Below are 26128 nucleotides of genomic sequence, written 5' to 3'. Positions count from 1 at the left end.
CGCCGCCCGTAGACTCGTCGCCCGTGGCTCTCACCATCGGCATCGTCGGACTGCCCAACGTCGGCAAGTCCACCCTCTTCAACGCGCTGACCAACGCGGGCGTCCTCGCCGCGAACTACCCGTTCGCGACGATCGAGCCGAACATCGGCGTCGTCCCGCTGCCCGACCCCCGGCTGGACCGCCTCGCCGAGATCTTCGGCAGCGAGCGCACGGTGCCCGCGACGGTGTCGTTCGTCGACATCGCCGGGATCGTGCGCGGCGCGAGCGAGGGCGAGGGCATGGGCAACCAGTTCCTCGCGAACATCCGCGAGGCGGACGCGATCTGCCAGGTGGTCCGCGCGTTCACCGACGACGACGTGCACCACGTCGCCGGTCGGGTGGACCCGGCCGACGACCTCGAGACCATCAACACCGAGCTCGTCCTCGCGGACCTGCAGACGGTCGAGAAGGCACTGCCCCGCCTCGAGAAGGAGGTGCGCGGCAAGAAGACGGCACCCGAGGTCCTCACCGCGGCGCAGAAGGCGTACGAGGTCCTCGCCGAGGGCACGACGCTCTTCGCGGCGCAGGACCGGCTCGTCCGCGCGGGCGTCGACCCCAAGGCGCTGCGCGAGCTCCAGCTGATGACGTCCAAGCCGTTCATCTACGTCGTCAACACCGACGACGCCGGCCTCGCGGACGAGGCGATGAAGGCGCGCATGCGCGAGCTCGTCGCACCCGCGGAGGCGATCTTCCTCGACGCGAAGCTCGAGTCGGAGCTCGTCGACCTCGACCCCGAGGACGCGGCCGAGATGCTCGCGTCGACGGGTCAGGCGGAGCCCGGTCTCGCGCAGCTCGCGCGCGTCGGGTTCGAGACGCTCGGCCTGCAGACGTACCTCACGGCGGGCCCCAAGGAGTCCCGTGCGTGGACCATCCGCAAGGGGTGGACCGCACCCCAGGCCGCCGGCGTCATCCACACCGACTTCGAGCGCGGCTTCATCAAGGCGGAGGTCGTGAGCTTCGACGACCTCGTCGAGGCGGGCTCCATCGCGGCAGCGCGTGCAGCGGGCAAGGCCCGCATCGAGGGCAAGGACTACGTCATGGCCGACGGCGACGTGGTGGAGTTCCGCTTCAACGTCTGACCCCAGGGGAGCGGCCGGGCGGGGAGCGGTCCGTCCTGTCGCCGTGGCGCGGGCTCGGGCACGCTGGACCTCGACCGAACGGGGGAGGAGCCATGGCGCACGGTGACGTGGCGCGCACGACCGACCACTGGTGGTGGCGACCCGGGTGGGGCCCGGGGACGCGGTACTACACCTGGCACGTGACGCTCGAGGGGCAGGACCGGCTGCACGCGCGCGTCGCGGAGCTCCAGTCAGCCCTCGCGGGGCTCCCCGCCCTCGACCCGGTCCCTCGAACGTGGCTGCACGTGACGGTCGCCGGGCTGGGGGACGTCGAGGACGTCCCGGCCCCGGTGCGGGACGACGTGGTGGCCGCCGTCGGGCGTCGCGTCGCGGCCGTCGGCGCGTTCCGCGCCGAGGTGCTCGCAGCCGTGGTGGGTCGCGAGGCCGTCGTGCTCCCGCTGCGGCCGCTCGACCGGTTCGACGCCGTGCGGGACGCGGTGCGCGCGGGCATCGCCGACGCGTGGGGCCGGTCGCGCGTCGTCGGTCCCGACCGCGGCTTCGCGCCGCACCTGTCCGTCGCCTACGCGAGCGGCGAGGCCGAGGCGGCCTCCGTCCGCGCGGCCCTCGACCGTGTGCCGGCGTCACGCGAGCCGCTCGTGGTCGACCGCGTCCAGCTCATCGAGCTCGAGCGCGACGACCGCGCGTACCGGTGGACGACGGTCGCCGAGGTGCCGCTCGGTGACGCCGATGCGCGGTCCGCAGCGCCCTGACGGGCACGGCAGGTCGGGGCGCGCGCCTCAGAAGCGGAAGGGGATCGGGATCCCGCCGCAGCAGCACACGCCCTGGACGTCGGTCTTCGCCAGGAGGGTCGCGGCGCGGTAGCACGCCAGGAACCGGAGCGCGGTCGGGACGCCGGCGCGCAGTACGCCGCGCCGCGCGACGATCCCGCGCACCGCGGCCGAGCAGGACTGGCCGCCGTGCGCCACGAGGTGGGCGCAGGTGAACCCCTTCCGCGGGGACAGGTGTCGCTGGTAGCCGCGGATGAGGAGGTCGGCGGCGCGGGCTGCAGGCGTCATCCGGTCACGCTAGGGCGGCCGCGGTGCGCCCGCGCGCGCAAGGTGCGCCCTGCGGCCCCCTCCCGAGCGGCGCCGGCGCGCTCGAGCTCGTTGCGGGGGTCGTGTGAAGCGGTCTCGTACACCGACATCCGGGACCTCGATGTGGTACGCATCCGTCGCGCGGGCCTCCCTCACCGATCTCGCACGAGAACCGAGCGGCGACGACGGATACCGTCGTCGAGCGTTCCGTCCGCTTCGTCACCAGCCCGTGGCCCGACACCGGCCCGTCTCGCTTGTCGAGACGTACCGGCCAGTATCGAACTGGTAACGATCGCGTTTCACCGGGGGGACCTGTCCCGGATGTCGGAATTCCCGGATGTAGGCTCCCCGCCATCCACAGGTGGACACCTGGTGGGCGTGGTCCGCAGGGTCGCGGCCCACGGCATCCACCAGGACGACCACCGCATCCTTGTCAGGAGGAACCCCAGTGAAGATGAGGCGAATCGGTGCCGCCGGCGCCATCGTCGCGACGGGGGCGCTCGCACTGAGCGCCTGCTCGTCGACACCCTCGACGACCACCGAGATCGACGAGGAGACGTCGCTCAGCATCGGGTGGAACCAGCCGTTCTACTCCCAGAACAACCTCACGTCGGTCGGTAACGCCACCACCAACTCGAACGTCATCTACCTGACGAACGCGGCGTTCAACTACTACGACAACAACCTCGAGCTCCAGCAGTTCTCCGACTTCGGCACGTACGAGGTCGAGTCCGAGGACCCGCTGACGGTGACCTACACCATCAACGAGGGTGCGACCTGGTCGGACGGCACGCCCGTCGACGCGGTCGACGTCTTCCTGTACTGGGGTGCGCAGAACGACTCGTTCGACAACGTCGCGCCCGAGTACGACGAAGAGGGCAACATCACGAACCAGGACGCGATCGACGCGGGTGTCTACTTCGACTCCTCGTCCGTCGCGATGAACCTGATCTCGGAGCCCCCGACGATCTCGGACGACGGCCTGTCGATCACCTTCGTCTACGACGAGCCGCGCTCCGACTGGGAGATCTCGGTCCAGCCCTCGCCGATCGCCGCGCACGCGCTCGCCGCGGTCGCGCTCGGCACGGAGGACGCCGAGGAGGGCAAGCAGCGGGTCGTCGACGCCTTCACGAACAACGTCACCGAGGACCTCTCGGCGCTCGCGAAGTCGTGGAACGAGGACTTCAACTTCACCTCGCTGCCCGAGGACGAGAACCTCTACCTCTCGTCGGGCCCGTACGTCATGACGGACTACGTCGAGAACCAGTACCTCACGCTCAGCCTGCGCGAGGACTACAGCTGGGGCCCGATGCCGAGCGTCGACGAGATCACGATCCGCTACTCGGAGGACCCGCTCGCCTCGGTGACGGCCCTCCAGAACGGTGAGGTCGACATCATCGAGCCCCAGGCCTCGGTGGACGTCATCGAGACGCTCGAGGGCATCGAGGGCGTGGAGTACACGACCGCGCCGACGGGCACGTACGAGCACGTCGACCTCATCTTCAACAACGGCGGTCCGTTCGACCCCGCCACCTACGGCGGCGACGCCGCCAAGGCGCAGGCCGTCCGCCAGGCGTTCCTGCTGTCGGTCCCGCGCGACGAGATCATCGAGAAGCTCGTCCAGCCGCTGCAGCCGGACGCCGAGCCGCGTGAGTCGCACACCGTCACGTCCGAGGCCCCGGCCTACGACGACGTCGTCGCGGGCAACGGCTCGGAGTTCTACCGCACGAGCGACCCGGCCAAGGCCGCGCAGCTCCTCGCGGACGCCGGCGTCGCGACCCCGATCGACGTGCGCTTCCTGTACGGCGCGTCGAACGTCCGTCGTGCGAACACGTTCGAGCTGATCAAGGCCTCCGCGGCCGAGGCCGGCTTCAACGTGATCGACGAGGGTGACGACAACTGGGGCTCGCGCCTCAGCGACACCGCCTCCTACGACGCGTCGCTCTTCGGCTGGCAGTCGACGAACACCTACGCGCTCAACTCCGAGGCGAACTTCGTCACCGGCGGTCTGAACAACTTCGCCGGCATGTCCGACCCCGACATCGACGCGTGGTACGCCGAGATGTCGACGAACACGGACCCGGAGCAGGAGACCGAGCTGACGATCCTCATCGAGGAGCGCCTGAACGAGCTCGGCTTCAGCCTCCCGCTGTACCAGCACCCGGGCGTCATGGCGTACCGCGACAGCCTGCAGAACGTCGAGACGATCGCGCTCTCGCCGACGGTGTTCTGGAACTTCTGGGAGTGGGAGGTCGGCGGCGACACGGCTGACGAGGAGTGACGCTCCTCGCCTGACCGACGCCCTGCGTCGCTGACGCAGCCGGCACGACCAGGCACGGCACGACCCGGTGGGGTACCGCGGGCACCCGCGGTACCCCACCGGTGTGCGGACGACGGCCACCCGCCGCGACGCACGGCGCGCCCGACGACGGCGCGCACCGCCCCCCGGTACCGTCCGCACGGGCGCCTCCCGCGCCGCGCGTAGACTCGACCGATCCAGTGACCACCTCCGAACGAGGTCCTGCACCCATGACCACCTCAGTGACGAGCCGCCGGGAAGGCAGCGAGGCGACGACCGCCTCCTCCTCGGGGCAGGCTCCCCGCGCACGCCTGCGGGCGAGCGCCCCGATGCTCACGTTCCTCGGCCGGCGCATCCTGTCGTCCGCGATCGTGCTGCTCGGTGCGACGTTCATCGTCTACATGCTCCTGGCGTACTCCCTCGACCCCCTCGAGGACCTGTACCAGAGCACCGCTCCCAACAAGGAGCAGCTGATCGAGGCGCGCGTGCGGCTCCTCGACCTCGACACGCCGCCGCCCGTGCGGTGGCTCAAGTGGCTCGGCGGCGCTGCCGGCTGCGTGATCGGGCAGTGCGACCTCGGCTCGAGCTGGGTCACGGGTCAGCAGGTCACGAGCCTGCTCGGCTCGGCGATCCCCTCGACCGTCCAGCTCGTCTCGATGTCGACCGTCGTCGCGATCCTCCTCGGCATCACGGTCGGCATCGTCTCGGCCCTGCGCCAGTACACGGGCTTCGACTACGGCGTGACCTTCATGTCGTTCGTGCTGTACTCGCTGCCCTCGTTCTGGGTCGCCGTGCTCCTGAAGCTGTGGGGTGCGATCGGCTTCAACGACTTCCTCGCGGACCCCTCGCTGTCCCCGCTCACGATCGTGGCACTGGCGGTCGTCGCCGGCGCGATCTGGCAGGCGATCCTCGCCGGACCGTGGCGCCGCCGTCTGCTCGTCTTCGGCGTGGGCGCCGTCGCGACGGCCGCGCTCCTGGCGTTCGTCTCCGCGACCGGCTGGCTCCTCAACCCGCAGCTCGGCCCGGTGGTCATCGCGCTGCTCGGCGTCGGGACCGCCTTCGCACTCACCGCGATCTTCGCGGGGCTGCGCAACCGCAAGGCCCTCTACACCGCGCTCACGACCGTCGCGGTCGGCGTCGCGCTCTGGTACCCCCTGCAGTTCCTGTTCCAGCGTGCGACCGGCCTGATGATCATCGTCCTCGCGGTCGCGACCGTGGGAATCGGCGCCCTCATCGGCTGGCTCTTCGGCGGGGCGGACCGGAGCGTCTCCATGCGCATCGGTGCGATCACGGCGCTCGTCGTCGGTCTGCTGATCTTCATCGACCGGATCATGCAGGTCTGGTACGCGTACTCGAACGCCTCGAAGATCAACAACCGGCCGATCGCGACGATCGGCTCGCAGACCCCGGGCCTCAACGGCGACTACTGGGTCGAGACGCTCGACACCTTCACGCACCTGGTCCTGCCGACGGTCGCCCTCATCCTCATCTCGTTCGCGTCGTACACCCGGTACTCGCGCGCGAGCCTGCTCGAGGTGATGAACCAGGACTACATCCGCACCGCGCGCGCCAAGGGTCTTCCCGAGCGCGTCGTGACCGTGCGGCACGCGTTCCGCAACGCGCTCATCCCGCTCGCGACGATCGTCCCGCTCGACATCGCGACGCTGTTCGGCGGTGCCATCATCACCGAGCGCATCTTCGCGTGGAGCGGGATGGGGACCCTGTTCATCACGTCGCTGGGCAGGGCCGACGCCGCGCCCGTCATGGGCTACTTCCTCGTCATCGGGACGTTGCTGGTCGTCGCCAACATCGTGGTCGACTTCCTGTACGCCGCCCTCGACCCCAGGATCCGGGTGAACGCATGACCACCTCGACACCGCTGAGCCCCCAGGGGGGCGAGCACCACGACGCCGTCGAGACGAACGAGAACGCGCTCGAGCTCAAGGAGGTCGAGGGCCTCTCGCAGGGTCGCATCGTCCTGCGCCGCTTCCTGCGCCACCGCGGTGCGATGGCCGGTGCCGTCGTCCTCGCGATCGTCGTCGTCCTCGCGACGACGTCCATCGGCTGGGGCCCGATCCCCGGCTGGTGGAAGTACACGCCCACGCAGCTCCTGCCCGTCGAGAACGCGGGCGGCAGCCCGACGCTGTCGTTCGGTGACGGGATCACGATCGGCAACCACCCGATGGGTCAGGACAACGTCGGCCACGACGTGTTCGCCCGGGTCATGCGCGGGACGCAGCAGTCGCTGCTCGTCATGGTCGTCATCGGTCTGCTCGCCACGACGATCGGCATCGTGATCGGCGCGCTCGCCGGGTTCCTGCGCGGGCGCCTGGACAACCTGCTCATGCGCTTCACGGACATGGTCATCACGATCCCGACCATCATGATCGGCGCGATCCTCGGCGCCTGGGTCGGGGGAGCGAGCCCGATCACGCTCGCCATCGCGCTGAGCCTCGTGACGTGGACCTCGATGGCGCGCCTCGTGCGCGGTGAGTTCCTGTCGCTGCGCGAGCGCGAGTTCGTCGACGCCGCGCGCGTCGCGGGCGCGAGCAACGGGCGGATCATGTTCAAGCACATGCTGCCCAACGCGGTCGGCGTGATCATCGTCAACACGACGCTGCTCATGGCGTCGGCGATCCTCCTCGAGACCGCCCTCAGCTACCTCGGGTTCGGCATCGTCGCACCCGACGTCTCGCTGGGTCAGCTGATCAACGAGTACCAGACCGCGTTCGCGACGCGGCCGTGGCTGTTCTGGTGGCCCGGTCTGTTCATCGTGATCATCGCGCTGTGCGTCAACTTCATCGGTGACGGCCTCCGTGACGCGTTCGACCCGCGTCAGCGTCGCATCCCGACGCGCCGCTCGATGGCTCGTGCCGCACGGCGCGAGGCCGCCTCCACGGCCGTCCGCGTGGACGTCCGGGGCTGAGTCGGTGCCCACCCTCGTCCTGGTCCCCGGTGCGGCGGCGTCGTCGCCGCACCGGGTGGCGGGCCTGTCCCTAGAGCACGCGCGCGGCGGCGACGCCGGCCGCGGCGAGGAGCAGCACGCCCGCAGCGGGGACGACGTGCCAGCGCACGACCGGACGGTCACGCTCGAGGCGCGGTGCGTCGAGGTGACCCGCGTCGCGCAGCTCCTCCCACCGCGCGCGCACCACGGCCGCCGCCTGGCCCGAGGCCGAGCTGAGCAGGTCACCGGGGCGGACACCGCCGCCGATGTACGTCGACTCCGGCAGGTGGCGGAGGTCGTCCCGGGACGACGTGACGGCGGTCGACCTGCTCGGTGCGGGTGCCGCCCAGGCGGAGTAGGTGCCGTAGGCCGTGTGGAGCGTCAGCGCGTACTTGGTGTCGATCCGCTCGATCGCGGGCCACGGCAGGTCGATCGTGCGCAGCACGTTGCGGACCTCGACGCCCGCGTCGCTCACCACGACGGCGGGACGCTCGTACACCGCCCAGACGAGGACGGCGGGCAGCACCAGCAGGAGGCCGTACCGCAGCGCCGCGGCGGGGTCCTCCAGCAGCACGGCCACGAACGAGGCTGCGCACAGCACCGCGACGGCCACGGTGAGCCTCCGACCGGACCTGGCATGGAGCACCACCGTGCGGCTGTCGGGCTCGATCATCCGTCCATCCTCCCAGACCAGCCTGCACACCACGTCGGCGCCGACCGCCACCGCGGACGGCCCACTCGAGCGCGTCGAGGGCGCGCACGTCACGAAAGGACACGGTCAACCCGTGGTTACTGACGCACCTGCGGTCGGCACGAAGACCCCGATCCTCGAGGTCCGGGGTCTCGGCGTCGACTTCTTCGTCGACGGCGAGTGGCTGCCCGCCGCCATCGACATGGACTACGACGTGCGCCCGGGCGAGGTCCTCGCGATCGTCGGCGAGTCCGGCTCCGGCAAGACCCAGTCCTCGATGTCGCTCCTCGGCCTCCTGCCGCAGAACGGCCGCGCCAAGGGCAGCGCCAAGCTGGCCGGTCGCGAGCTCGTCGGCCTGTCGCACAAGCAGCTCTCGAGCGTGCGGGGCAAGGAGGTCGCGGTCATCTTCCAGGAGCCCATGACCGCGCTGAACCCCGTCTACACGGTCGGCTTCCAGATCGTCGAGACGCTGCGGACGCACTTCGACATCGGCCCCAAGGCCGCGCGCGCCCGCGCCGTCGAGCTGCTCCGTCTCGTCGACCTGCCGCAGCCGGAGAAGTCGGTCGACAAGTACCCCCACCAGCTCTCGGGCGGGCAGCGCCAGCGCGCGATGATCGCCCAGGCGCTCGCGTGCGACCCGAAGCTGCTCATCGCCGACGAGCCGACGACGGCGCTCGACGTCACCGTCCAGGCCGAGATCCTCAAGCTCATGCGCGACCTCCGGACGCGCATCGACTCGGGCATCGTCCTCATCACGCACGACATGGGCGTCGTCGCCGACCTGGCGGACCGCGTGATCGTCATGCGGCACGGCCGGATCGTCGAGGCCGGGTCGGCGGACGAGATCTTCAACCGCCCGCAGCACCCGTACACCAAGCAGCTGCTCGACGCCGTCCCGCACCTCGGCGCGACGGTCGGTGACTCCGCCGTCGACGCCGGCCTCGGCACCGGTCCCGCGACGTCGGGCACGACGGCGGTCCCCGTCAGCCGCCCGGTCGTGGCGGCGCAGGAGCCCGGCGCGGTCCCCGCGCTCGAGGCAAAGGGCCTCGTGATCGAGTACCCCGGCCGCGGTCGGGTCCCGGCGTTCCGGGCGGTCGACGGCATCGACCTCACGATCGGCCGCGGCGAGGTCGTCGGCCTCGTCGGGGAGTCGGGCTCCGGCAAGACGACGGTCGGGCGCGCCGCGGTCGGGCTGCTGCCCGTCGCGGGCGGCTCGATGAAGATCGGCGGCCACGAGATGTCGGGCATCGGCTCCAAGGAGCTGCGGGACATCCGTCGCGACGTGTCGATCGTCTTCCAGGACCCGGGCTCGTCGCTCAACCCGCGCCTGCCGATCGGCGAGTCGATCGGCGAGCCGCTCAAGCTGCGCAAGCTCGCGAACGGTGCCGAGCTCAACAAGCGCATCGAGGACCTGCTCGACCAGGTGCACCTCGAGCGCGGGATGCGTAACCGCTACCCGCACGAGCTCTCCGGCGGTCAGCGTCAGCGGGTCGGCATCGCGCGCGCGCTCGCGCTGTCGCCCAAGCTGCTCATCGCCGACGAGCCCACCTCGGCCCTCGACGTGTCGGTCCAGGCGCGCGTGCTCGACCTGTTCCAGGAGCTGCAGCGCGAGCACGGCTTCGCGTGCCTGTTCATCAGCCACGACCTGGCGGTCGTCGAGATCCTCTCGAGCCGGATCGCGGTCATGCACAAGGGGACGATCGCGGAGCAGGGTCCGCGCGACCAGATCCTGCGCGCACCGAAGGACGACTACACGCGTCGCCTCCTCGCCGCGGTGCCCGTGCCCGACCCGGCCGAGCAGAAGATCCGTCGCGAGGCCCGCGACCGGCTGCTCGAGCAGGAGCTCGCGCGCCAGGGCGTCACGTCGACGTACGCCGGGGGCGCCTGACCTGGTGGGCCTGGCAGCGCACGACGGCGCCGGTGCCCAGCGCACCGGCGCCGTCGTCGTCCCCGGCCCGAAGGAGCATCCCAGGCGGGCAGGGCCGCCGGTCCAGGCGGCCAGGGCGGCGCCTGAGAGGGCGTGCGGGTACGATGGGTCGCCGCTGCGCGCGGACGGTCATGCGCAGCGCTCCCTTCCCCCTCATGAGATGAGTACCCGCATGCCTGTGCGCTCCGACCTGCGCAACGTCGCGATCGTCGCCCACGTCGACCACGGCAAGACGACCCTGGTCGACGCCATGCTCTGGCAGGCGGGCTCGTTCGGCGCGCACGCGCACGTCGACGAGCGGGCGATGGACTCCGGTGACCTCGAGCGCGAGAAGGGCATCACGATCCTCGCGAAGAACACCGCCGTCCGGTACCGCGGACCGGCCGCGGCCGCCGCGGGCCAGCCCGACGGCGTGACGATCAACGTCATCGACACCCCGGGGCACGCGGACTTCGGCGGCGAGGTCGAGCGCGGCCTGTCGATGGTCGACGGCGTCGTGCTGCTCGTCGACGCGAGCGAGGGCCCGCTCCCGCAGACGCGGTTCGTGCTGCGCAAGGCGCTCGCGGCGAAGCTGCCCGTCATCCTCGTCGTGAACAAGGTGGACCGTCCCGACTCGCGCATCGAGGAGGTCGTGCACGAGGCGACCGACCTGCTGCTCGGGCTCGCGAGCGACCTGCACGAGGACGTCCCGGACCTCGACCTCGACGCGATCCTCGACGTGCCCGTGGTCTACGCGGCGGCCAAGGCGGGCCGCGCGTCGCTCGCCCAGCCGGCCGACGGCGCGCTGCCGGACTCGCCGGACCTCGAGCCGCTGTTCGCGACGATCCTCGAGAAGATCCCCGCGCCGACGTACGAGGAGGGTGCGCCGCTCCAGGCGCACGTCACCAACCTCGACGCGTCGCCCTTCCTCGGACGGCTCGCGCTGCTGCGCGTCTTCAACGGCACGATCCGCAAGGGCCAGACCGTCGCGTGGGCCCGTGCCGACGGCTCGCTGCAGAACGTGCGCATCACCGAGCTGCTCGAGACCAAGGCGCTCGAGCGCGTCCCCACGGACGAGGCCGGTCCCGGCGACATCGTCGCCGTCGCGGGCATCGCCGACATCACGATCGGCGAGACGCTCACGGACCCGGACGACCCCCGTCCGCTGCCGCTCATCACGGTCGACGACCCGGCCATCTCGATGACCATCGGCATCAACACGTCCCCGCTCGCGGGCAAGGGCGGCAAGGGCCACAAGGTGACCGCGCGCCAGGTCAAGGACCGGCTCGACGCCGAGCTCGTCGGCAACGTGTCGCTGCGCGTGCTGCCGACCGAGCGTCCCGACGCGTGGGAGGTCCAGGGCCGCGGTGAGCTCGCGCTCGCCATCCTCGTCGAGCAGATGCGCCGCGAGGGCTTCGAACTCACGGTGGGCAAGCCGCAGGTCGTCACCAAGGTGATCGACGGCAAGGTCCACGAGCCGACCGAGCACATGACGATCGACGTGCCCGAGGAGTACCTCGGCTCGGTCACGCAGCTCCTCGCGCAGCGCAAGGGGCGCATGGAGACGATGACCAACCACGGCACCGGCTGGGTGCGGATGGAGTTCATCGTCCCGGCCCGCGGGCTGATCGGCTTCCGGACGCAGTTCCTCACGGACACGCGCGGCACGGGCATCGCGTCGTCGATCTCGCACGGCTACGAGCCGTGGTTCGGGCCGATCGAGACCCGGACCACGGGCTCCCTGGTCGCGGACCGTGCGGGCAAGGTCACGCCGTTCGCCATGATCAACCTGCAGGAGCGCGGGTCGTTCTTCGTCGAGCCGACGTCCGAGACCTACGAGGGCATGATCGTCGGCGAGAACTCGCGCAACGAGGACATGGACGTCAACATCACCAAGGAGAAGAAGCTGACCAACATGCGGTCCTCGACCGCGGACAGCTTCGAGAACCTCGTCCCGCCGCGCAAGCTGACCCTCGAGGAGTCCCTCGAGTTCGCACGGGAGGACGAGTGCGTCGAGGTGACCCCGGAGATCGTCCGGATCCGCAAGGTCGTCCTCGACCAGACCGAGCGCGCCCGGCTCACGGCGCGCGCGAAGCGGGGCTGACGACCACGCCGTCCCCCGCAGGACCCCTCGCACACCGAACCCTCAGGAGCGACACCGAGTGACCTCACGAGCCCGACCGAACCGGACCACAGCAGCGCCGAACCCCACACCGGCCGCACGCGCGGGAACGACGGCGGGTCCACGCCGACGCGCCGTCTTCGCGGTCTCGCTGGCCGTGATCGCGGCCGTCGCGGGGACGGCGATCGCCGCACCCGACGCCGCCGAGGCGGCGATCGGTGCGATCCAGACCAACGCGATCGGTGCCTTCGGCTGGTACTACGTGCTCCTCGTCGCGTTCTTCGTCGCGTTCGCCCTGTGGGTCGGCTTCGGCCGTCTGGGCGACATCACCCTCGGCGACGACGACGACGAGCCCGAGTTCGGCCTCGGTGCGTGGTTCTCGATGCTCTTCGCCGCGGGGATGGGCATCGGGCTCGTCTTCTGGGGCGTCGCCGAGCCCCTGTCGCACTTCGCGTCACCCAAGCCGGGCGTGAGCGGAACGCCCGAGCAGGTCGCGCAGACGGCGATGGCCCAGACGTACGTCCACTGGGGCGTCCACGCGTGGGCGATCTACGTCGTCGTCGGCCTCGCGCTCGCGTATGCGATCCACCGCAAGGGCCGCCCCGTGTCGATCCGGTGGGCGCTCGAGCCCCTCCTCGGCGACCGCGTCAAGGGCGCGACCGGCGACGCGATCGACATCGCGGCGGTCGTCGGCACGGTCTTCGGCGTCGCGACGTCGCTCGGGCTCGGCGTCCTGCAGATCTCCGCGGGCCTCGAGCACATCGGCCTCGTCGAGTCGAGCGTCGGGCTGCAGGTCGTCCTCATCGCGGTCATCGCGCTCCTCGCCCTCGCATCGGTGCTCTCGGGTCTGGACCGCGGCCTCAAGTGGCTGTCCAACATCAACGTGTCCCTCGCGGGGGTGCTGCTCCTGGTCGTGCTCGCCGCCGGGCCGACGCTGTTCCTCCTGCGCGAGTTCGTGCAGTCGATCGGGGTCTACCTCGCCAACGTGCTGCCCATGACGTTCAACGTCAGCGCGTTCGCGGGCGCCGAGGGCGAGGCCTGGCAGGCCGGCTGGACGACGTTCTACTGGGGCTGGTGGATCTCGTGGGCACCCTTCGTGGGCGTGTTCATCGCGCGGATCTCCAAGGGCCGCACGGTGCGCGAGTTCGTGTCGGGCGTGCTGCTCGTGCCGACGCTCGTGACCTTCCTGTGGTTCTCGGTCCTGGGCGGGAGCGCGCTGCACCGCGAGCTCTTCGGTCGCGGGGGCCTCGTCGGCGACGACGGGTCCGTCGTGCCCGAGAACGCGCTCTTCGACCTGCTCGGCGAGCTGCCCGCCGGTCCCGTGCTGTCGGTCCTCGCCATCGTCCTCGTGGCGGTCTTCTTCATCACGTCGTCGGACTCCGGCTCGCTCGTGGTCGCGATGCTCGCCTCGGACGGCGACCCCGACCCCAGCACGCGCCAGCGCGTCATCTGGGCGACCCTCGGCGGTGTCCTGGCGATCGCGCTGCTGGTCGCCGGTGGGCTCGTCGCACTGCAGACCGCGGCCGTGCTCATCGCGCTGCCGTTCAGCGTGGTGATGATCGGGATGGTGTTCGCGACCGCACGCGCCCTCAACCGCGAGCACCGCGCCTTCCTCCAGGCCGAACGTCGCGCACTGCGGACGACGCTCACCGAGCACGTCGCCCAGCGCGTGGCCGACGACGTCACGGAGCGGGTCACGGCGCGTGTCAGCGGCACGCAGGAGCCGGGTGCCGGGACGCGCCGTCGTCGGTGGCCACGGTGACCGTGTCCGCCGTACCTACCGTGTCGCTCCCGAGGGTGCGGTGACCACCGGAGGCCTCCTCGCGGTGCACGCGCACCCCGACGACGAGACGCTCAGCACGGGTGCGCTGCTCGCGACATGGGCCCGTGCGGGACGCCCCGTCACGGTCGTGACGTGCACGCGCGGCGAGCAGGGCGAGGTGATCCCGCCCGCGCTGCGGCACCTCGAGGGTGCCGTCGCCGCCCTCGCCGAGCACCGCGAGGGCGAGCTCGCCCGGGCGCTCGCCGCGCTGGGCGTCGAGGACCACGTCTTCCTCGACCGCGTCGCGCCCGCGACGCGCTACGCCGACTCCGGGATGGCCTGGGCGGGCGGGGCGCAGGCGACACGCGCCGCGGTCCTGCCCGACGACGCGTTCGTCGCGGCCGACCTCGACGACGCCGCACGCCGGCTCGCGGACGTCGTCGCCGAGCGGCGCCCTGCCGTCGTCGTCGGGTACGAGCCGGGCGGCGGCTACGGTCACCCCGACCACGTGCGCGCGCACGAGGTCATGCACCGCGCGGTCGAGCTCGCCCGGCCCCGGTGGGCCGTGCCCGTGGTGCTCTGGGCCGCCGTTCCCGCCGACGCGTGGGGAAGGGGTGTCGACGACCTGCGACGCGCGGGCGTCCCGACCGGTCTGACGCTCCCCGACGGCCGGCCGTCGGCCGTCGTCGACGCGGTGGACCTCGAGGTCGACGTCGTGCCGGTGCTCGACCGGTTGCTCGACGCCCTCGCGGCGCACGCGACGCAGGTGCACGCCCTCGAGCGCGTCGAGGGTGCGACGGACGCCGTCGCGCGTCTCGCGCTGAGCAACGACGTCGCCCAGCCGGTCCTGCGGTCCGAGGGCTACCGCGTCGCGCGCGGCGCGGTAGGGGACGTGACCTGGCCCGACGGCGTGCACGCGCTAGCGTGATCGCCGTGGAGCCCCTCACCGCCCGCGCGCTCGCGCGGCCCTTCGGCGCGTTCCTGCTCGGGGTCGTCGTCGGCGTCGCCGGCACGGGCGTCCACCGCTGGCAGCAGCCGTGGGGCCTCGTCCTCGCGCTCGCCGCCGTCGTGGCGGCCGGCGTGCTGGTCCGGGCGTGGACCGGCTGGGTCGGGATGCTCGCGCTCGCCCTCGGCGTGTTCGGGGTCGTGAGCCTGCTGGGGCAGTCAGGTCCGGGCGGTGACGTCGTCGTCGCGGCGCAGCCGGTGGGCTACGCGTGGTACCTCGGGGGGCTCGCCGTCGCGCTCGCCGGGCTGGCGCCGCGACGGTGGTTCGGCGAGCACGGCGCGGCGGCCGTCGAGCCGTCCGCGACCGCGGGGGCATCGCCCGCGCGCACGTGACCGCCCGAGCAGGTGCGGCCCGTAGAATCCCCGCGGACGTGACCGAGCAGGGGAAGGCACACGCATGACCGAGGGGCGGACCTCCTCCGGCGCGCAGGTCGACGGCCCGCCGCGCGACGCCGACGAGGTGCAGGCGCAGGACGACGCGCCGACGACCCCGGATGCCGGGACCACCCAGACGGACGGCACGGACGAGTCCGCCGAGCCCGGCGAGCACGCCGGCGACGACGAGTCCGGCGAGGACGAGGAGCCCAGTGCGGCCGGAGCCGCCGACGCCGAGCCCACCGCCGACGCCGAGCCCACCGCCGACGCTGAGCCCGTCGCGGACGACGCGCCCGGCGCCGACGACGAGGCCAGGAACGACGCCGGCGACGGCGAGGTCGCCGACGCCGTGGCCGCCGACGACGAAGAGCCCGACGACGACGAGCCCGTCACGGAGGCCGAGCCCGACGACGACGAGCCCGCCGCGACCGACGCCGACACAGACACCGACGCCGACGCCGACGCCACGGCGGAGATGGCGCCCGTGCCGCCGGCCCCACCGGCCGGCCCAGCGGCACCCGCCGGGGAGCCCGCGCCGGTCGCCGAGCCCGCAGTCGCCGTCGCCGCGACTCCGTCGACCCCGGCGGACGCCTCCGGACCGCAGCGCACCGACAGAGCCGGTTCCCCGATGGACGTGTTCCCCGCCCAGCCCCACCGCCGGACGTGGCCGCGCGCCCTGGGCATCACCGCTGCCGTCGTCGTCGTGCTCGGCGCCGTGTACGTCGGTGCGCTGTGGCTCCTGGGGGACAGGGTCCCGCCGGGTGCGACCGTGGCCGGTGTCGACGTCGGCGGGCTCTCCGCGGACGCCGCCGTGGCGCGGCTCGACGAGGAGCTGTCCTCGGTCGTGACCGAGCCGTTCGCCGTCGCGGTGGGCGAGAAGCGCACGACCGTCGACCCCGAGGACGCGGGCCTCGCCCTCGACACCCGCGCGACCGTCGAGTCCCTGACGGGCTTCGGCCTCGAGCCGGGCCGTCTCTGGCGCCACGCGTTCGGCGCGGGCGAGGTCGAGCCCGTGACCAGCGTCGACGCCGCCCGGCTGGACCGCGTGGTCGACGAGGTGAGCTCGGCGCTCCTGACCCCCGCGGTCGACGCGACGCTCGCGTTCGTCGACGGCGAGCCGGTCGCCACCGCGAGCGAGACCGGGACCGAGCTGGACCCCGACACCGGGCCCCAGGCGCTCGTCGACGGCTGGCTGACCGCCGCGCGGCCCCTCGAGCTGCCGTCGCGCGACGTCGTGCCGGAGGTCGACGACGCCGACGCGGACGCGGCGCTCGACGCGCTCGCCCGCCCGCTCGTGGACGCCCCCGTCACGGTCGTGGTCGCCGAGCAGCGTGCCGAGCTGCCCGTCGACGTCCTGGCCGGCGCCGCGACGTTCGCCCCCGAGGACGGCGCGCTCGAGCTGCGGCTCGACGGCGACGCGCTCGCGGAGGCGGTCATCGCCCGGACCACCGACCTGCTCACGCCCGCGCAGGACGCGTCGTTCGCGTTCGAGGGCGGCGTCCCCGTCGTCGTCCCGGGCGTGGCCGGGTCGACGATCGACGCGGACGCGCTCGCCGAGAGCGTCGCCGAGGCCGCCACGGGCGCGGACCGCACGGCACGGGTCGAGCTCGTCGAGATCGACCCCGAGCAGTCGACGGCCGAGCTCGAGGCGCTCGGGGTCACGACCCGCATCGCCGAGTTCTCGACCGCGCTGACGAACGACGCCGACCGCAACCACAACCTCGCGCTGGGTGCGAGCCGGGTCAACGGCTCGCTGCTGCGCCCGGGCGACGTCTTCAGCCTGACCGACACGATCGGCCCGATCAGCACCGAGAACGGCTACCGCGGTGCGGGCGTCGTCGTCGACGGCGTGCTCACCAAGGGTGTCGGGGGCGGCCTCTCGCAGATGGGGACGACCGTCTACAACGTGGGCTTCCTCGCGGGGCTCGAGGACGTCGAGCACCGCCCCCACAGCTACTACTTCAGCCGGTACCCCGAGGGGCGCGAGGCGACGATCTACGAGGGCGTGCTCGACGTCAAGATCGGCAACAACACGCCCCACGGCGTGCTGCTGCAGTCCTGGGTGGCCGACGGCCGGCTGCACGTCGCCGCCTGGAGCACCCCCTACTGGACCGTCGAGCACTCGACGTCGGGGCGCAGCGCGGTCGTGCGGCCCAAGACCGTCTACAACACCTCGCCGGGCTGCATCGCCCAGTCGGCCGGGAGCCCCGGCTTCCGCGTCACGGTGACCCGCCGGCTCCTGCTCGAGGGCGTCGTGCAGGAGGAGGACTCCGACACCTGGCGGTACGAGCCCCAGAACGCGATCGTGTGCGGTCCGCCGCCGTCGGCCGCACCCGAGCAGACCGAGGCGCCCGAGGGCTGACGGGGACGCACGCAGCGCCCTCGCCGAGCAGGTCCGGCGCCCTCGGCAGGTCCGCTCCCGGCGCGTGCGGACGCGCGTCCGGCGAACCCCGGCCGACTCAGTCCTCGCCCGCCCCGGGCGGGGGACCGGGGCGGCGGCGGGGTGGCGCGGGCGGGACGACCTTGCCGAGCACCACGTCCGCGGCCGCGACCGCGACGTCGCCCCGACGCGTGCGCACGACGACACCGTCGTCGTCCGTCGAGAGGAGCTCGCCGAGCACGTCGCCGAGCCCACCCTCGGGCAGCCTGCGGCGCACGACGACCCGCACACCGACCGGCCAACGGGTCCACGGGCGCCCCGGCGTCCCCATGACCGACCTCCTCCGCTGCGCGGCCTCCGACCTGGGGGATACTAGGCGTGCGCGCACGCGCAGCTCTCCAGAAGGGATCGCCCGTGACCTACGTGATCGCTCAGCCCTGTGTGGACGTCAAGGACAAGGCCTGCATCGAGGAGTGTCCGGTCGACTGCATCTACGAGGGGAAGCGCTCGCTGTACATCCACCCCGACGAGTGCGTCGACTGCGGGGCGTGCGAGCCGGTGTGCCCCGTCGAGGCGATCTACTACGAGGACGACGTCCCCGAGCAGTGGAGCGAGTACTACCGGGCGAACGTCGAGTTCTTCGACGTGCTCGGCTCGCCGGGTGGTGCGGCGAAGCTCGGCGAGATCGACGCCGACCACCCGATCGTCGCCGCGCTTCCGCCGCAGAACACCGGCGCGTGAGGGTCGGCTCGACCGTCCGCACCGCGCGGGGGCGCACGTGGGCCTGCTGACCGGCACGCTGCCCGACTTCCCCTGGGACACCCTGGTCCCGTACGGCGACCGCGCCCGGCGCCACCCGGACGGCATCGTCGACCTGTCCGTGGGGACCCCGGTCGACCCGACGCCGCCGCTCGTGCGCGCCGCGCTCGCCGAGGCCGCCGACGCGCCGGGGTACCCGACGACGCACGGCACGCCGCGCCTGCGCCGTGCGGTCGTCGAGTGGTTCGCGCGCCGGCGGGGCGTCGTCGGCCTGGACCCCGACGCGGTGCTGCCGACCGTCGGCTCCAAGGAGCTCGTCGCGCTGCTCCCGTCCCTGCTCGGGCTGGGGGAGGGCGACGTCGTCGTCCACCCGGAGGCGGCGTACCCCACCTACGACGTGGGCGCACGCCTCGCCGGTGCGACGCCCCTGCCCGCCGACGACGTCGCGTCATGGGCCGATCGCGACGACGTGCGGCTCGTCTGGGTGAACTCGCCGTCGAACCCGACCGGTGCCGTCCTCGGCGTCGAGCAGCTGCGCGACGTCGTGCGCACGGCGCGCGAGCGGGGCGCCGTCGTCGTCTCGGACGAGTGCTACGCGCTCCTCGCGTGGGACGAGCCGTGGGCGACGACCGGCGTGCCGAGCGTCCTGGACCCCCGCGTGTGCGAGGGATCCCACGACGGGGTCCTCGCCGTGCACTCGCTGTCGAAGCAGTCGAACCTCGCGGGCTACCGGGCGGCCTTCGTCGCCGGGGACCTGCGGCTCGTCCGCCGCCTGCTGGAGGTCCGCAAGCACGCGGGGATGATCGTCCCCGCACCGGTGCAGGCTGCGACGGCGGCCGCGCTCGACGACGACGCGCACGTCGACGCCCAGCGCGAGCGCTACCGCCGCCGTCGTGCGGTGCTCAAGGCCGGGCTCGAGGCCGCGGGCCTCGTCGTCGACGGGTCCCCCGCGGGGCTGTACCTGTGGGCACGCGCCGCCGGTGCGGGACAGGACTGCTGGGCGACGGTCGGGGACCTGGCCGACCTCGGGATCCTCGTCGCCCCCGGTGCGTTCTACGGCCCTGCGGGAGCGCGGCACGTGCGGGTCGCGCTCACGGCGTCCGACGACGACGTCGCCCGCGCCGCGGCCCGTCTCGCGGGTGCGTGACCGCGCGCAGGACCCGCACGCCCCGCACGCACGCCCCGCCCTGCCCGCACGCACGCCCCGCCCGGCCCGCCCGCCCGGACCCGCCACGCCCCGCCACCTCGTCCCATGAATGGGGCGCGGGATAGGGTGTGTTGATCTAGTCTTGGCATCGGCTTGGCCGCCGGTCGAGCCGCACACGGGTGCAGGGGTGTGACAGGGATCACGCACCCAAAAGGACCTTCCGCCCAGGATCGATTTACCCCGGCGCTCGTGCCGCAGGTACCGTCGTCGGTGGCCGAAGACGCCCGCCCAGCACGTCCGGACCCGCCGAGGACCCTCGTGCCGGTCTGCTCGAGGAGGAAGCATGACCCAGACCGCCACCACGACCCCGGTCGAGCTCCACGTCGCCGAGCGCTCGCTGCCCCTGCCCGTGCGGTCCGCCTCGATGGGCAACGACGGCATCGTCGTCTCGTCCCTGCTCAAGGAGACCGGCCTGGTCACCGTCGACCCGGGGTTCATGAACACCGCGTCGTGCGAGTCGGAGATCACCTACATCGACGGCGACGAGGGCGTCCTGCTCTACCGCGGGTACCCCATCGAGCAGCTGGCCGAGCACGCGTCGTTCCTCGAGGTCGCGTACCTGCTGACGCACGGCGAGCTGCCGACGTCCGACCAGCTCGACGGCTGGGTCGAGCGCATCGAGCGGCACACGCACCTGCACGACAACTTCAAGGCGCTCATCGGCGCGTTCCCCGAGAACGCGCACCCGATGGCGGTGCTGTCGAGCGCGGTCTCGGCGCTGCCCGGCTACTACCCCGAGAGCGTCGACCCGTTCGACCCCGCGACGGTCGAGCTCGCGACCGTGCTGCTGCTCGCGAAGGCCCCGACGATCGCGGCCTACGCGCACCGGCGCGCCCTCGGCCAGGAGATGATCGGGCCCGACCGCGGGCGCGGCTACGTCGCCGACTTCCTGCGCATGGCGTTCCAGCCGAACGGCCAGATCTGGGAGCCCGACGAGTCGATGGTCAAGGCGCTCGACCTCCTCCTGGTCCTGCACGCCGACCACGAGCAGAACTGCTCGACGTCGACCGTCCGCATCGTCGGCTCGAGCCACGCGAACCTCTACGCGTCGGTCTCGGCGGGCGTCAACGCCCTCAGCGGTCCGCTGCACGGCGGGGCCAACGAGGCGGTGCTCCAGATGCTCACGTCGATCCAGGAGACCGGCGGCGACGCGACGGAGTTCATGCGCCGCGTGAAGAACAAGGAGCAGGGCGTCCGGCTCATGGGCTTCGGCCACCGGGTGTACAAGAACTACGACCCGCGCGCGGCGATCGTGAAGAAGGCCGCCGACGAGGTCCTCTCGGCCCTGGGCAAGCGCGACGAGATGCTCGACATCGCGATGCGGCTCGAGGAGATCGCGCTCAACGACGACTACTTCATCGAGCGCAAGCTGTACCCCAACGTCGACTTCTACACCGGCCTGCTCTACAAGGCGATGGGCTTCCCGACGCGCATGTTCACCCCGCTGTTCGCCGTCGGCCGGATGCCCGGCTGGATCGCGCAGTGGCGCGAGATGATGAACGACCCGGCGACGAAGATCGGCCGCCCGCGGCAGATCTACACGGGTCCGACGACGCGCGACGTCGTCCCGCTCGACCAGCGCTGACGCCGCGGTCGGCGACGCGCCACGACGCGGCACGACCCGCCGCCGGTCCTCCCGGCCCACCGAGCCCCGGTGCCCTCGCGGCGCCGGGGCTCGCGGGGTGTCAGCCCGCGAGCGTGACGACGACGCGCCCGTCCACGACGACGTCGTCGGACGCCGCCCACGTGCCCGTCGTGCGGTCCCAGACCTGGCCGGCGTGGGCGACGCGGGTCACGCCGAACGGCTCGGCGACGGCGACGGCCCACTGCGCGGCCGCCCACCCGACCCGCTGCGCACCGCCGTCGAGCGCCCCGAGCGGGGCCGGGTCGAGCACGACGGTGCCGTCCTCGCCGACGACGGCGGGCACCGTCCCGGCCCAGTCGCGCCCCGCGCGCTCGACGAGCCCCGTCGCGTCCCCCGGAGCGTCGGGCTCGGGGAGGCTGCACGTGACCGCGCCCGCGCTCCACCCGGTCAGCGCCGAGGCCCACGCGCGCGACGTCGCCTCGTGCTGCGCGTACGCGTCGGGGTAGGCCGAGCGCTGGACCGTCTGCGCCGCCACGGTGATCTCCATGTCCTCGTAGCCCTCGACGCGGTCGAGCGCGTCGAGGAAGGCACCCGTCGCGTACACCGGGTCCTGGACCTGCTCGACCGTGCCCCAGCCCTGCGACGGCCGCTGCTGGAAGATGCCGAGGGAGTCGCGGTCCCCGTAGTCGATGTTGCGCAGCTTGGACTCCTGCAGACCCGTCGCGATCGCGATCGTCGCCGCGCGGGCGGGCATCCCGCGGTGGACCGTCGTCGCCGACAGGAGCGCGGCCGTCTCGGCCTGGTCGGTCGCGAGGTGCCACGGCGTCCCGTCCGCGAGCGCCGAGCACCGCACGGGACGCGGCGGCTCGACGTCGAGCCGGTCCAGGAGCCCGACGACGGCCGCAGCCCCGCCCGCCACGAGCACGGCGAACGCCGCGACGCCGGCGACGGGGCCGAGCCGAGAGCGGCGGCGACGGGTGGTCACGGGCGTCAGTTGGCGTGCAGCGCCGGGTTGAGCTCGATGCCCGTGCCCGCGCGGGCCACGACCTCGACCGCACCGGTCACCGAGTTCCGGCGGAACAGCAGACCGTCGCGTCCCGCGAGCTCACGCGCCGCGACCACGAGCGGCCCTCCGTCGGGGCCGGTCTCGCCGCGGAGCGTCACCTTGGTCCCCGCCGTCACGTAGAGGCCCGCCTCGACGACGCAGTCGTCGCCGAGCGGGATCCCGAGCCCGGCGTTCGCGCCGAGCAGCGAGCGCCGCCCGATCGAGATCGTCACGCGTCCGCCGCCCGAGAGCGTGCCCATGATCGAGGCGCCGCCCCCGATGTCGCTGCCGTCCCCGACGACGACGCCGGCCGAGATCCGGCCCTCGACCATCGAGACGCCGAGCGTGCCGGCGTTGAAGTTGACGAACCCCTCGTGCATCACGGTCGTGCCCTCGGCGAGGTGCGCGCCGAGCCGGACGCGGTCGGCGTCGGCGATGCGCACCCCGGACGGGAGGACGTAGTCCACCATCCGGGGGAACTTGTCGACGCCGTGCACCGTGGGCGCGACGCCGTCGCGCGCGCGCAGCCGGAGCCGGGTCGTCTCGAAGCCCTCGACGGCGCACGGGCCGCGGTCGGTCCACACGACGTTGGGCAGGACGCCGAAGATCCCGTCGACCGACAGCCCGTGCGGAGCGACGAGGCGGTGGGACAGCAGGTGCAGGCGAAGGTAGGCGTCGGCGGTGTCCCTCGGCGCCTCGTCGAGGTCGATCCGGGTCGTGACCACCTCGGTCCGTACGCCCCGCGCGTCGTCGGTGCCGGCGAGCGCCGCGAGCTCGGCGGGCGGCTCGGGGGCGGGAGCCCCGTCCGTGCCGGCGGGCGGCTCGCCCAGTGCGGGGGAGGGGTACCAGACGTCGAGCACGGTCGCCGTGGCGCCGTTGCCCCCGCCCGTCGTCGTCGTGGCGAGACCGTGCCCCCACGCGGTCCTCTGCGGTGCGCTCATGGGCTCCGAGCCTAGACAACGCGGACGGGGTCGCCGTCGGTAGTGTCGCCACGTGGCACTCGACCTGACCGGCGACATCGTCGACCTCACCCGCGCCCTGTGCGACATCCCCTCGGTCAGCGGCGACGAGCGCGCGATCGCCGACGCCGTCGAGACCGCCCTGCGGGGCGTCCCGCACCTGCGCGTGCTGCGCGACGGGGACGCCGTCGTCGCGCGCACGGAGCTCGGCCGGCGCGAGCGCGTCGTCGTCGCCGGGCACCTCGACACGGTGCCGATCGCGGACAACCTGCCGACGCGCCTCGTCGGCTCGGGGGACGACGCGGAGCTGTGGGGCCGCGGCACGGTCGACATGAAGGGCGGCGTCGCGGTCCAGCTCGCGTGCGCCGCCACCGTCGCGGAGCCTACGCGCGACGTCACGTGGGTCTTCTACGACAACGAGGAGGTCGAGGGCTCGCGCAACGGCCTGGGGCGGCTCGTGCGCGAGCACCCCGAGTGGCTCACCGCCGACGTCGCGGTGCTGTGCGAGCCGACGTCGGCCGCGATCGAGGGCGGCTGCAACGGGACGCTGCGCGCAGAGGTCCGCGTGCCCGGACGTGCGGCCCACTCGGCGCGCGCGTGGCGCGGCGTCAACGCGATCCACGGCGCCGCGCCGGTCCTCGCGACGCTCGCCGCGTACCGTCCGCGCGAGGCCGTGGTCGACGGGCTCCGCTACCGCGAGGGCATGAACGCCGTGGGCATCCGGGGTGGCATCGCGGGCAACGTGGTCCCGGACGAGTGCGTCGTGACCGTCAACCACCGGTTCGCGCCCGACAGGACGCCCGAGCAGGCCGTCGCGCACGTGCGCGAGCTGTTCGACGGGCACGAGGTGACCGTCGTCGACCTCGCGCCCGGGGCACGTCCCGGTCTCGACCACCCGGCCGCCGCGGGGTTCGCGGACGCCGTCCGCCGCCTCACGGGACGCCCTCCGGCGGCCAAGGAGGGCTGGACCGACGTGGCCCGGTTCTCCGAGCTCGGTGTCCCCGCCGTGAACTTCGGTCCCGGCGACCCCGCTCTTGCGCACGCGGACGACGAGCGGTGCCCCGTCGGCGACCTCCGGACGTGCGTCGACGCGCTGCGCACCTGGCTGTGCTCGTAGGCTCGTCGTCATGAGTCAGCGAACCCACGGCGGACGTCGGGACGACGGCGACGGCTACCGGCGCGGCCCGGTCCTGCTCCGCGGCAACCAGATCCCGGGCTCGACGAGCGACCAGCGGCTCCTCGCCAAGAGCGAGGGGGCCGACTGGGTGCACGCCGACCCGTGGCGGGTCATGCGCATCCAGAGCGAGTTCGTCGAGGGCTTCGGCGCGCTCGCGGAGGTCGGTCCCGCCGTGAGCGTCTTCGGCTCGGCCCGGACCAAGCCCGACACCGCGGAGTACGAGCTCGGTCGCCGCGTGGGCCGGGGGCTCGCCGAGGAGGGCTACGCGGTCATCACGGGCGGCGGTCCCGGGATCATGGAGGCGGCGAACCGCGGCGCGTGCGACGCCGGCGGGCTGTCCGTCGGCCTCGGCATCGAGCTGCCGTTCGAGCAGGGCATGAACGAGTGGGTCGACCTGGGCGTCAACTTCCGGTACTTCTTCGCCCGCAAGACGTGCTTCGTCAAGTACTCGCAGGGCTTCGTGGTGCTGCCCGGCGGCTTCGGGACGTTCGACGAGCTCTTCGAGTCGCTGACGCTCGTCCAGACGCACAAGGTCACCGAGTTCCCGATCGTGCTGGTCGGGTCGTCCTACTGGCAGGGCCTCCTCGACTGGCTGTCCGGGCCCGTGCTCGACGCCGGCACCATCAGCGCGTCCGACCTGGACCTGCTCCAGGTCGTCGACAGCGCCGACGAGGCGGTCCGGCTCGTGTGCGAGCGCGGCGCCCAGCTCCGCGCCGAGGAGGAGGCGGCCGTGCTGGCCAACGCGCGCGCCGAGCGCGAGGCCGAGCAGGCCTCCACCGGCCGGTGACGACGGGCGGCGTCCCGCCCGCGGGGGTCCCGCTCGTCCTGCGTGGACGCGTCCTGACCCCGCACCGCCCCGCCGTGATGGCCGTCGTCAACCGGACCCCGGACTCGTTCTGGGCGGCCGCGCGCTCGACCGACGACGACGTCGCCCTCGCGGCCGTGCAGCGCGCGGTGCGAGACGGCGCCGACCTGGTCGACATCGGAGGCGTCCGCGCGGGCCGCGGTCCCGACGTCGACGTCGACACCGAGGTCGGCCGCGTGCTGCCGCTCGTGCGCCGCGTGCGTGCGGAGTTCCCCGACCTGCCGATCAGCGTCGACACCTGGCGGGCCGAGGTCGCGGAGGCGGTGCTGGAGGCCGGTGCGGACCTGGTCAACGACACGTGGGCCGGGCACGACCCGCGCCTGGTCGAGGTCGCGGCGGCCCACGGGGCGGGCGTCGTCTGCTCGCACACGGGCGGGCTGGCCCCACGGACCGACCCGTGGCGTCCCCAGTACCCCCTGCCGTCCGACGTCCCAGCCGGGACGGACCCGCTCGACGGCGTGCTCCTCGACGTCCTCGCGACGCTCACCGCCGCGGCGTCCCGCGCCGTCGGGGCGGGCGTGGCCCCCGGGTCGGTGCTCGTCGACCCGACCCACGACTTCGGCAAGACGACGTGGCACTCGCTGCACCTGACCCGGCGGACGGCGCGCCTGGTCGAGCTGGGGCACCCCGTGCTCATGGCCCTGAGTCGCAAGGACTTCGTGGGCGAGTCGCTCGACCTGCCCGTCGACGACCGGCTCGAGGGGACGCTCGCGGCGACCACCGTCGCGGCGTGGCACGGCGCGACGGTCTTCCGCGCGCACGACGTGCTCGCGACGCGACGCACCGTCGAGATGGTGGCGGTGCTCCGCGGCGACCTCGCGCCCGCGCGGGTGGTCCGGGGGCTCGCCTGACCCGG

The 26128-nt window shown here is 73.0% G+C and carries 22 protein-coding genes; 17 read left to right on the top strand and 5 right to left on the bottom strand.

Features of this window, described 5'->3' with window-relative positions:
- The first annotated feature begins 23 nt into the window (after positions 1-23).
- Positions 24-1118: a redox-regulated ATPase YchF gene (gene ychF / locus IEV86_RS15410; protein WP_043602539.1), complete on the top strand. Its 1095-nt coding sequence runs from the start codon at positions 24-26 to the stop codon at positions 1116-1118.
- Between the two features lie 92 nt (positions 1119-1210).
- The gene (locus tag IEV86_RS15405) at positions 1211-1867 is read left to right on the top strand and encodes a 2'-5' RNA ligase family protein (RefSeq protein ID WP_043602537.1); all 657 of its coding nucleotides are present in this window, start codon (positions 1211-1213) and stop codon (positions 1865-1867) included.
- A 27-nt stretch (positions 1868-1894) separates the two neighbouring features.
- Here IEV86_RS15405 and yidD read toward each other — a convergent pair whose 3' ends face one another.
- Positions 1895-2173, bottom strand: coding sequence for a membrane protein insertion efficiency factor YidD (gene yidD / locus IEV86_RS15400; protein ID WP_043602535.1), 279 nt, complete (start codon positions 2171-2173; stop codon positions 1895-1897).
- A gap of 472 nt (positions 2174-2645) precedes the next feature.
- Between yidD and IEV86_RS15395 the strand changes: the two genes are divergently transcribed.
- The 3 genes from IEV86_RS15395 (at position 2646) to IEV86_RS15385 (ending at position 7416) form a co-directional block, all read left to right on the top strand.
- Positions 2646-4472: an ABC transporter family substrate-binding protein gene (locus IEV86_RS15395; protein ID WP_229734692.1), complete on the top strand. Its 1827-nt coding sequence runs from the start codon at positions 2646-2648 to the stop codon at positions 4470-4472.
- 347 nt (positions 4473-4819) lie between these two features.
- Positions 4820-6355, top strand: a complete 1536-nt coding sequence (locus IEV86_RS15390; protein WP_043602532.1) for an ABC transporter permease — start codon at positions 4820-4822, stop codon at positions 6353-6355.
- The gene (locus IEV86_RS15385; protein ID WP_043602531.1) at positions 6352-7416 is read left to right on the top strand and encodes an ABC transporter permease; all 1065 of its coding nucleotides are present in this window, start codon (positions 6352-6354) and stop codon (positions 7414-7416) included. Before IEV86_RS15390 ends, IEV86_RS15385 begins: the two co-directional genes overlap by 4 nt.
- Before the next feature lie 70 nt (positions 7417-7486).
- On the opposite strand, the gene IEV86_RS15380 is transcribed toward IEV86_RS15385, so the two are convergent.
- A complete protein-coding gene (locus IEV86_RS15380; protein ID WP_043602584.1) occupies positions 7487-8107 on the bottom strand; it encodes a PH domain-containing protein in 621 nt (206 codons plus the stop codon).
- A 112-nt stretch (positions 8108-8219) separates the two neighbouring features.
- Here IEV86_RS15380 and IEV86_RS15375 point away from each other — a divergent pair, with 112 nt between their 5' ends.
- From IEV86_RS15375 to IEV86_RS15350, 6 genes are all read left to right on the top strand, one after another.
- Complete coding sequence (locus IEV86_RS15375; RefSeq protein ID WP_052425812.1) at positions 8220-10013, top strand: ABC transporter ATP-binding protein; 1794 nt, start codon at positions 8220-8222, stop codon at positions 10011-10013.
- A gap of 211 nt (positions 10014-10224) precedes the next feature.
- The gene (typA, locus tag IEV86_RS15370) at positions 10225-12135 is read left to right on the top strand and encodes a translational GTPase TypA (RefSeq protein WP_043602530.1); all 1911 of its coding nucleotides are present in this window, start codon (positions 10225-10227) and stop codon (positions 12133-12135) included.
- A gap of 58 nt (positions 12136-12193) precedes the next feature.
- On the top strand, positions 12194-13915 hold the full coding sequence (locus IEV86_RS15365; protein WP_081978443.1) for a BCCT family transporter: 1722 nt from the start codon (positions 12194-12196) through the stop codon (positions 13913-13915).
- A gap of 40 nt (positions 13916-13955) precedes the next feature.
- Complete coding sequence (gene mshB, locus IEV86_RS15360) at positions 13956-14843, top strand: N-acetyl-1-D-myo-inositol-2-amino-2-deoxy-alpha-D-glucopyranoside deacetylase (protein ID WP_043602581.1); 888 nt, start codon at positions 13956-13958, stop codon at positions 14841-14843.
- Positions 14844-14848: 5 nt separating this feature from the next.
- Positions 14849-15253: a DUF6113 family protein gene (locus IEV86_RS15355; protein ID WP_152605531.1), complete on the top strand. Its 405-nt coding sequence runs from the start codon at positions 14849-14851 to the stop codon at positions 15251-15253.
- A 64-nt stretch (positions 15254-15317) separates the two neighbouring features.
- Positions 15318-17657, top strand: coding sequence for a VanW family protein (locus tag IEV86_RS15350; protein ID WP_052425810.1), 2340 nt, complete (start codon positions 15318-15320; stop codon positions 17655-17657).
- Between the two features lie 97 nt (positions 17658-17754).
- Here the strand turns inward: IEV86_RS15350 and IEV86_RS15345 are convergent, their stop codons facing one another.
- Positions 17755-18006: a putative acetyltransferase gene (locus IEV86_RS15345; protein WP_043602529.1), complete on the bottom strand. Its 252-nt coding sequence runs from the start codon at positions 18004-18006 to the stop codon at positions 17755-17757.
- Positions 18007-18089: 83 nt separating this feature from the next.
- Here IEV86_RS15345 and fdxA point away from each other — a divergent pair, with 83 nt between their 5' ends.
- The 3 genes from fdxA (at position 18090) to IEV86_RS15330 (ending at position 21226) form a co-directional block, all read left to right on the top strand.
- Entirely contained in the window at positions 18090-18416 is a 327-nt protein-coding gene (gene fdxA, locus IEV86_RS15340; RefSeq protein ID WP_043602527.1) for a ferredoxin, read from the top strand.
- 37 nt (positions 18417-18453) lie between these two features.
- Positions 18454-19581: a succinyldiaminopimelate transaminase gene (dapC, locus tag IEV86_RS15335; protein WP_043602525.1), complete on the top strand. Its 1128-nt coding sequence runs from the start codon at positions 18454-18456 to the stop codon at positions 19579-19581.
- 343 nt (positions 19582-19924) lie between these two features.
- Positions 19925-21226, top strand: a complete 1302-nt coding sequence (locus tag IEV86_RS15330; RefSeq protein ID WP_043602524.1) for a citrate synthase — start codon at positions 19925-19927, stop codon at positions 21224-21226.
- 100 nt (positions 21227-21326) lie between these two features.
- Here the strand turns inward: IEV86_RS15330 and IEV86_RS15325 are convergent, their stop codons facing one another.
- Together IEV86_RS15325 and dapD are read right to left on the bottom strand one after the other, a co-directional pair.
- The gene (locus IEV86_RS15325) at positions 21327-22211 is read right to left on the bottom strand and encodes a hypothetical protein (protein WP_043602523.1); all 885 of its coding nucleotides are present in this window, start codon (positions 22209-22211) and stop codon (positions 21327-21329) included.
- A 5-nt stretch (positions 22212-22216) separates the two neighbouring features.
- Positions 22217-23212 (bottom strand): 2,3,4,5-tetrahydropyridine-2,6-dicarboxylate N-succinyltransferase, encoded by a 996-nt coding sequence (gene dapD / locus IEV86_RS15320; RefSeq protein WP_043602522.1) that lies wholly within the window; start codon positions 23210-23212, stop codon positions 22217-22219.
- Positions 23213-23264: 52 nt separating this feature from the next.
- Between dapD and dapE the strand changes: the two genes are divergently transcribed.
- Genes dapE through folP form a run of 3 tightly spaced genes read left to right on the top strand, consistent with a single transcriptional unit; the run spans position 23265 to position 26123 of the window.
- A complete protein-coding gene (gene dapE, locus IEV86_RS15315) occupies positions 23265-24347 on the top strand; it encodes a succinyl-diaminopimelate desuccinylase (protein ID WP_043602521.1) in 1083 nt (360 codons plus the stop codon).
- A gap of 10 nt (positions 24348-24357) precedes the next feature.
- Positions 24358-25194 carry an LOG family protein gene (locus IEV86_RS15310; protein ID WP_043602520.1) on the top strand — a complete coding sequence of 279 codons (837 nt, stop codon included), beginning with the start codon at positions 24358-24360 and terminating at the stop codon, positions 25192-25194.
- On the top strand, positions 25191-26123 hold the full coding sequence (folP, locus tag IEV86_RS15305) for a dihydropteroate synthase (protein WP_043602519.1): 933 nt from the start codon (positions 25191-25193) through the stop codon (positions 26121-26123). Before IEV86_RS15310 ends, folP begins: the two co-directional genes overlap by 4 nt.
- The last annotated feature ends 5 nt before the right edge of the window (positions 26124-26128 follow it).

This window comes from Cellulomonas carbonis (assembly GCF_014636275.1).
GTDB lineage: Bacteria > Actinomycetota > Actinomycetes > Actinomycetales > Cellulomonadaceae > Actinotalea > Actinotalea carbonis.
This window is presented reverse-complemented; position numbering and strand designations above follow the sequence as displayed.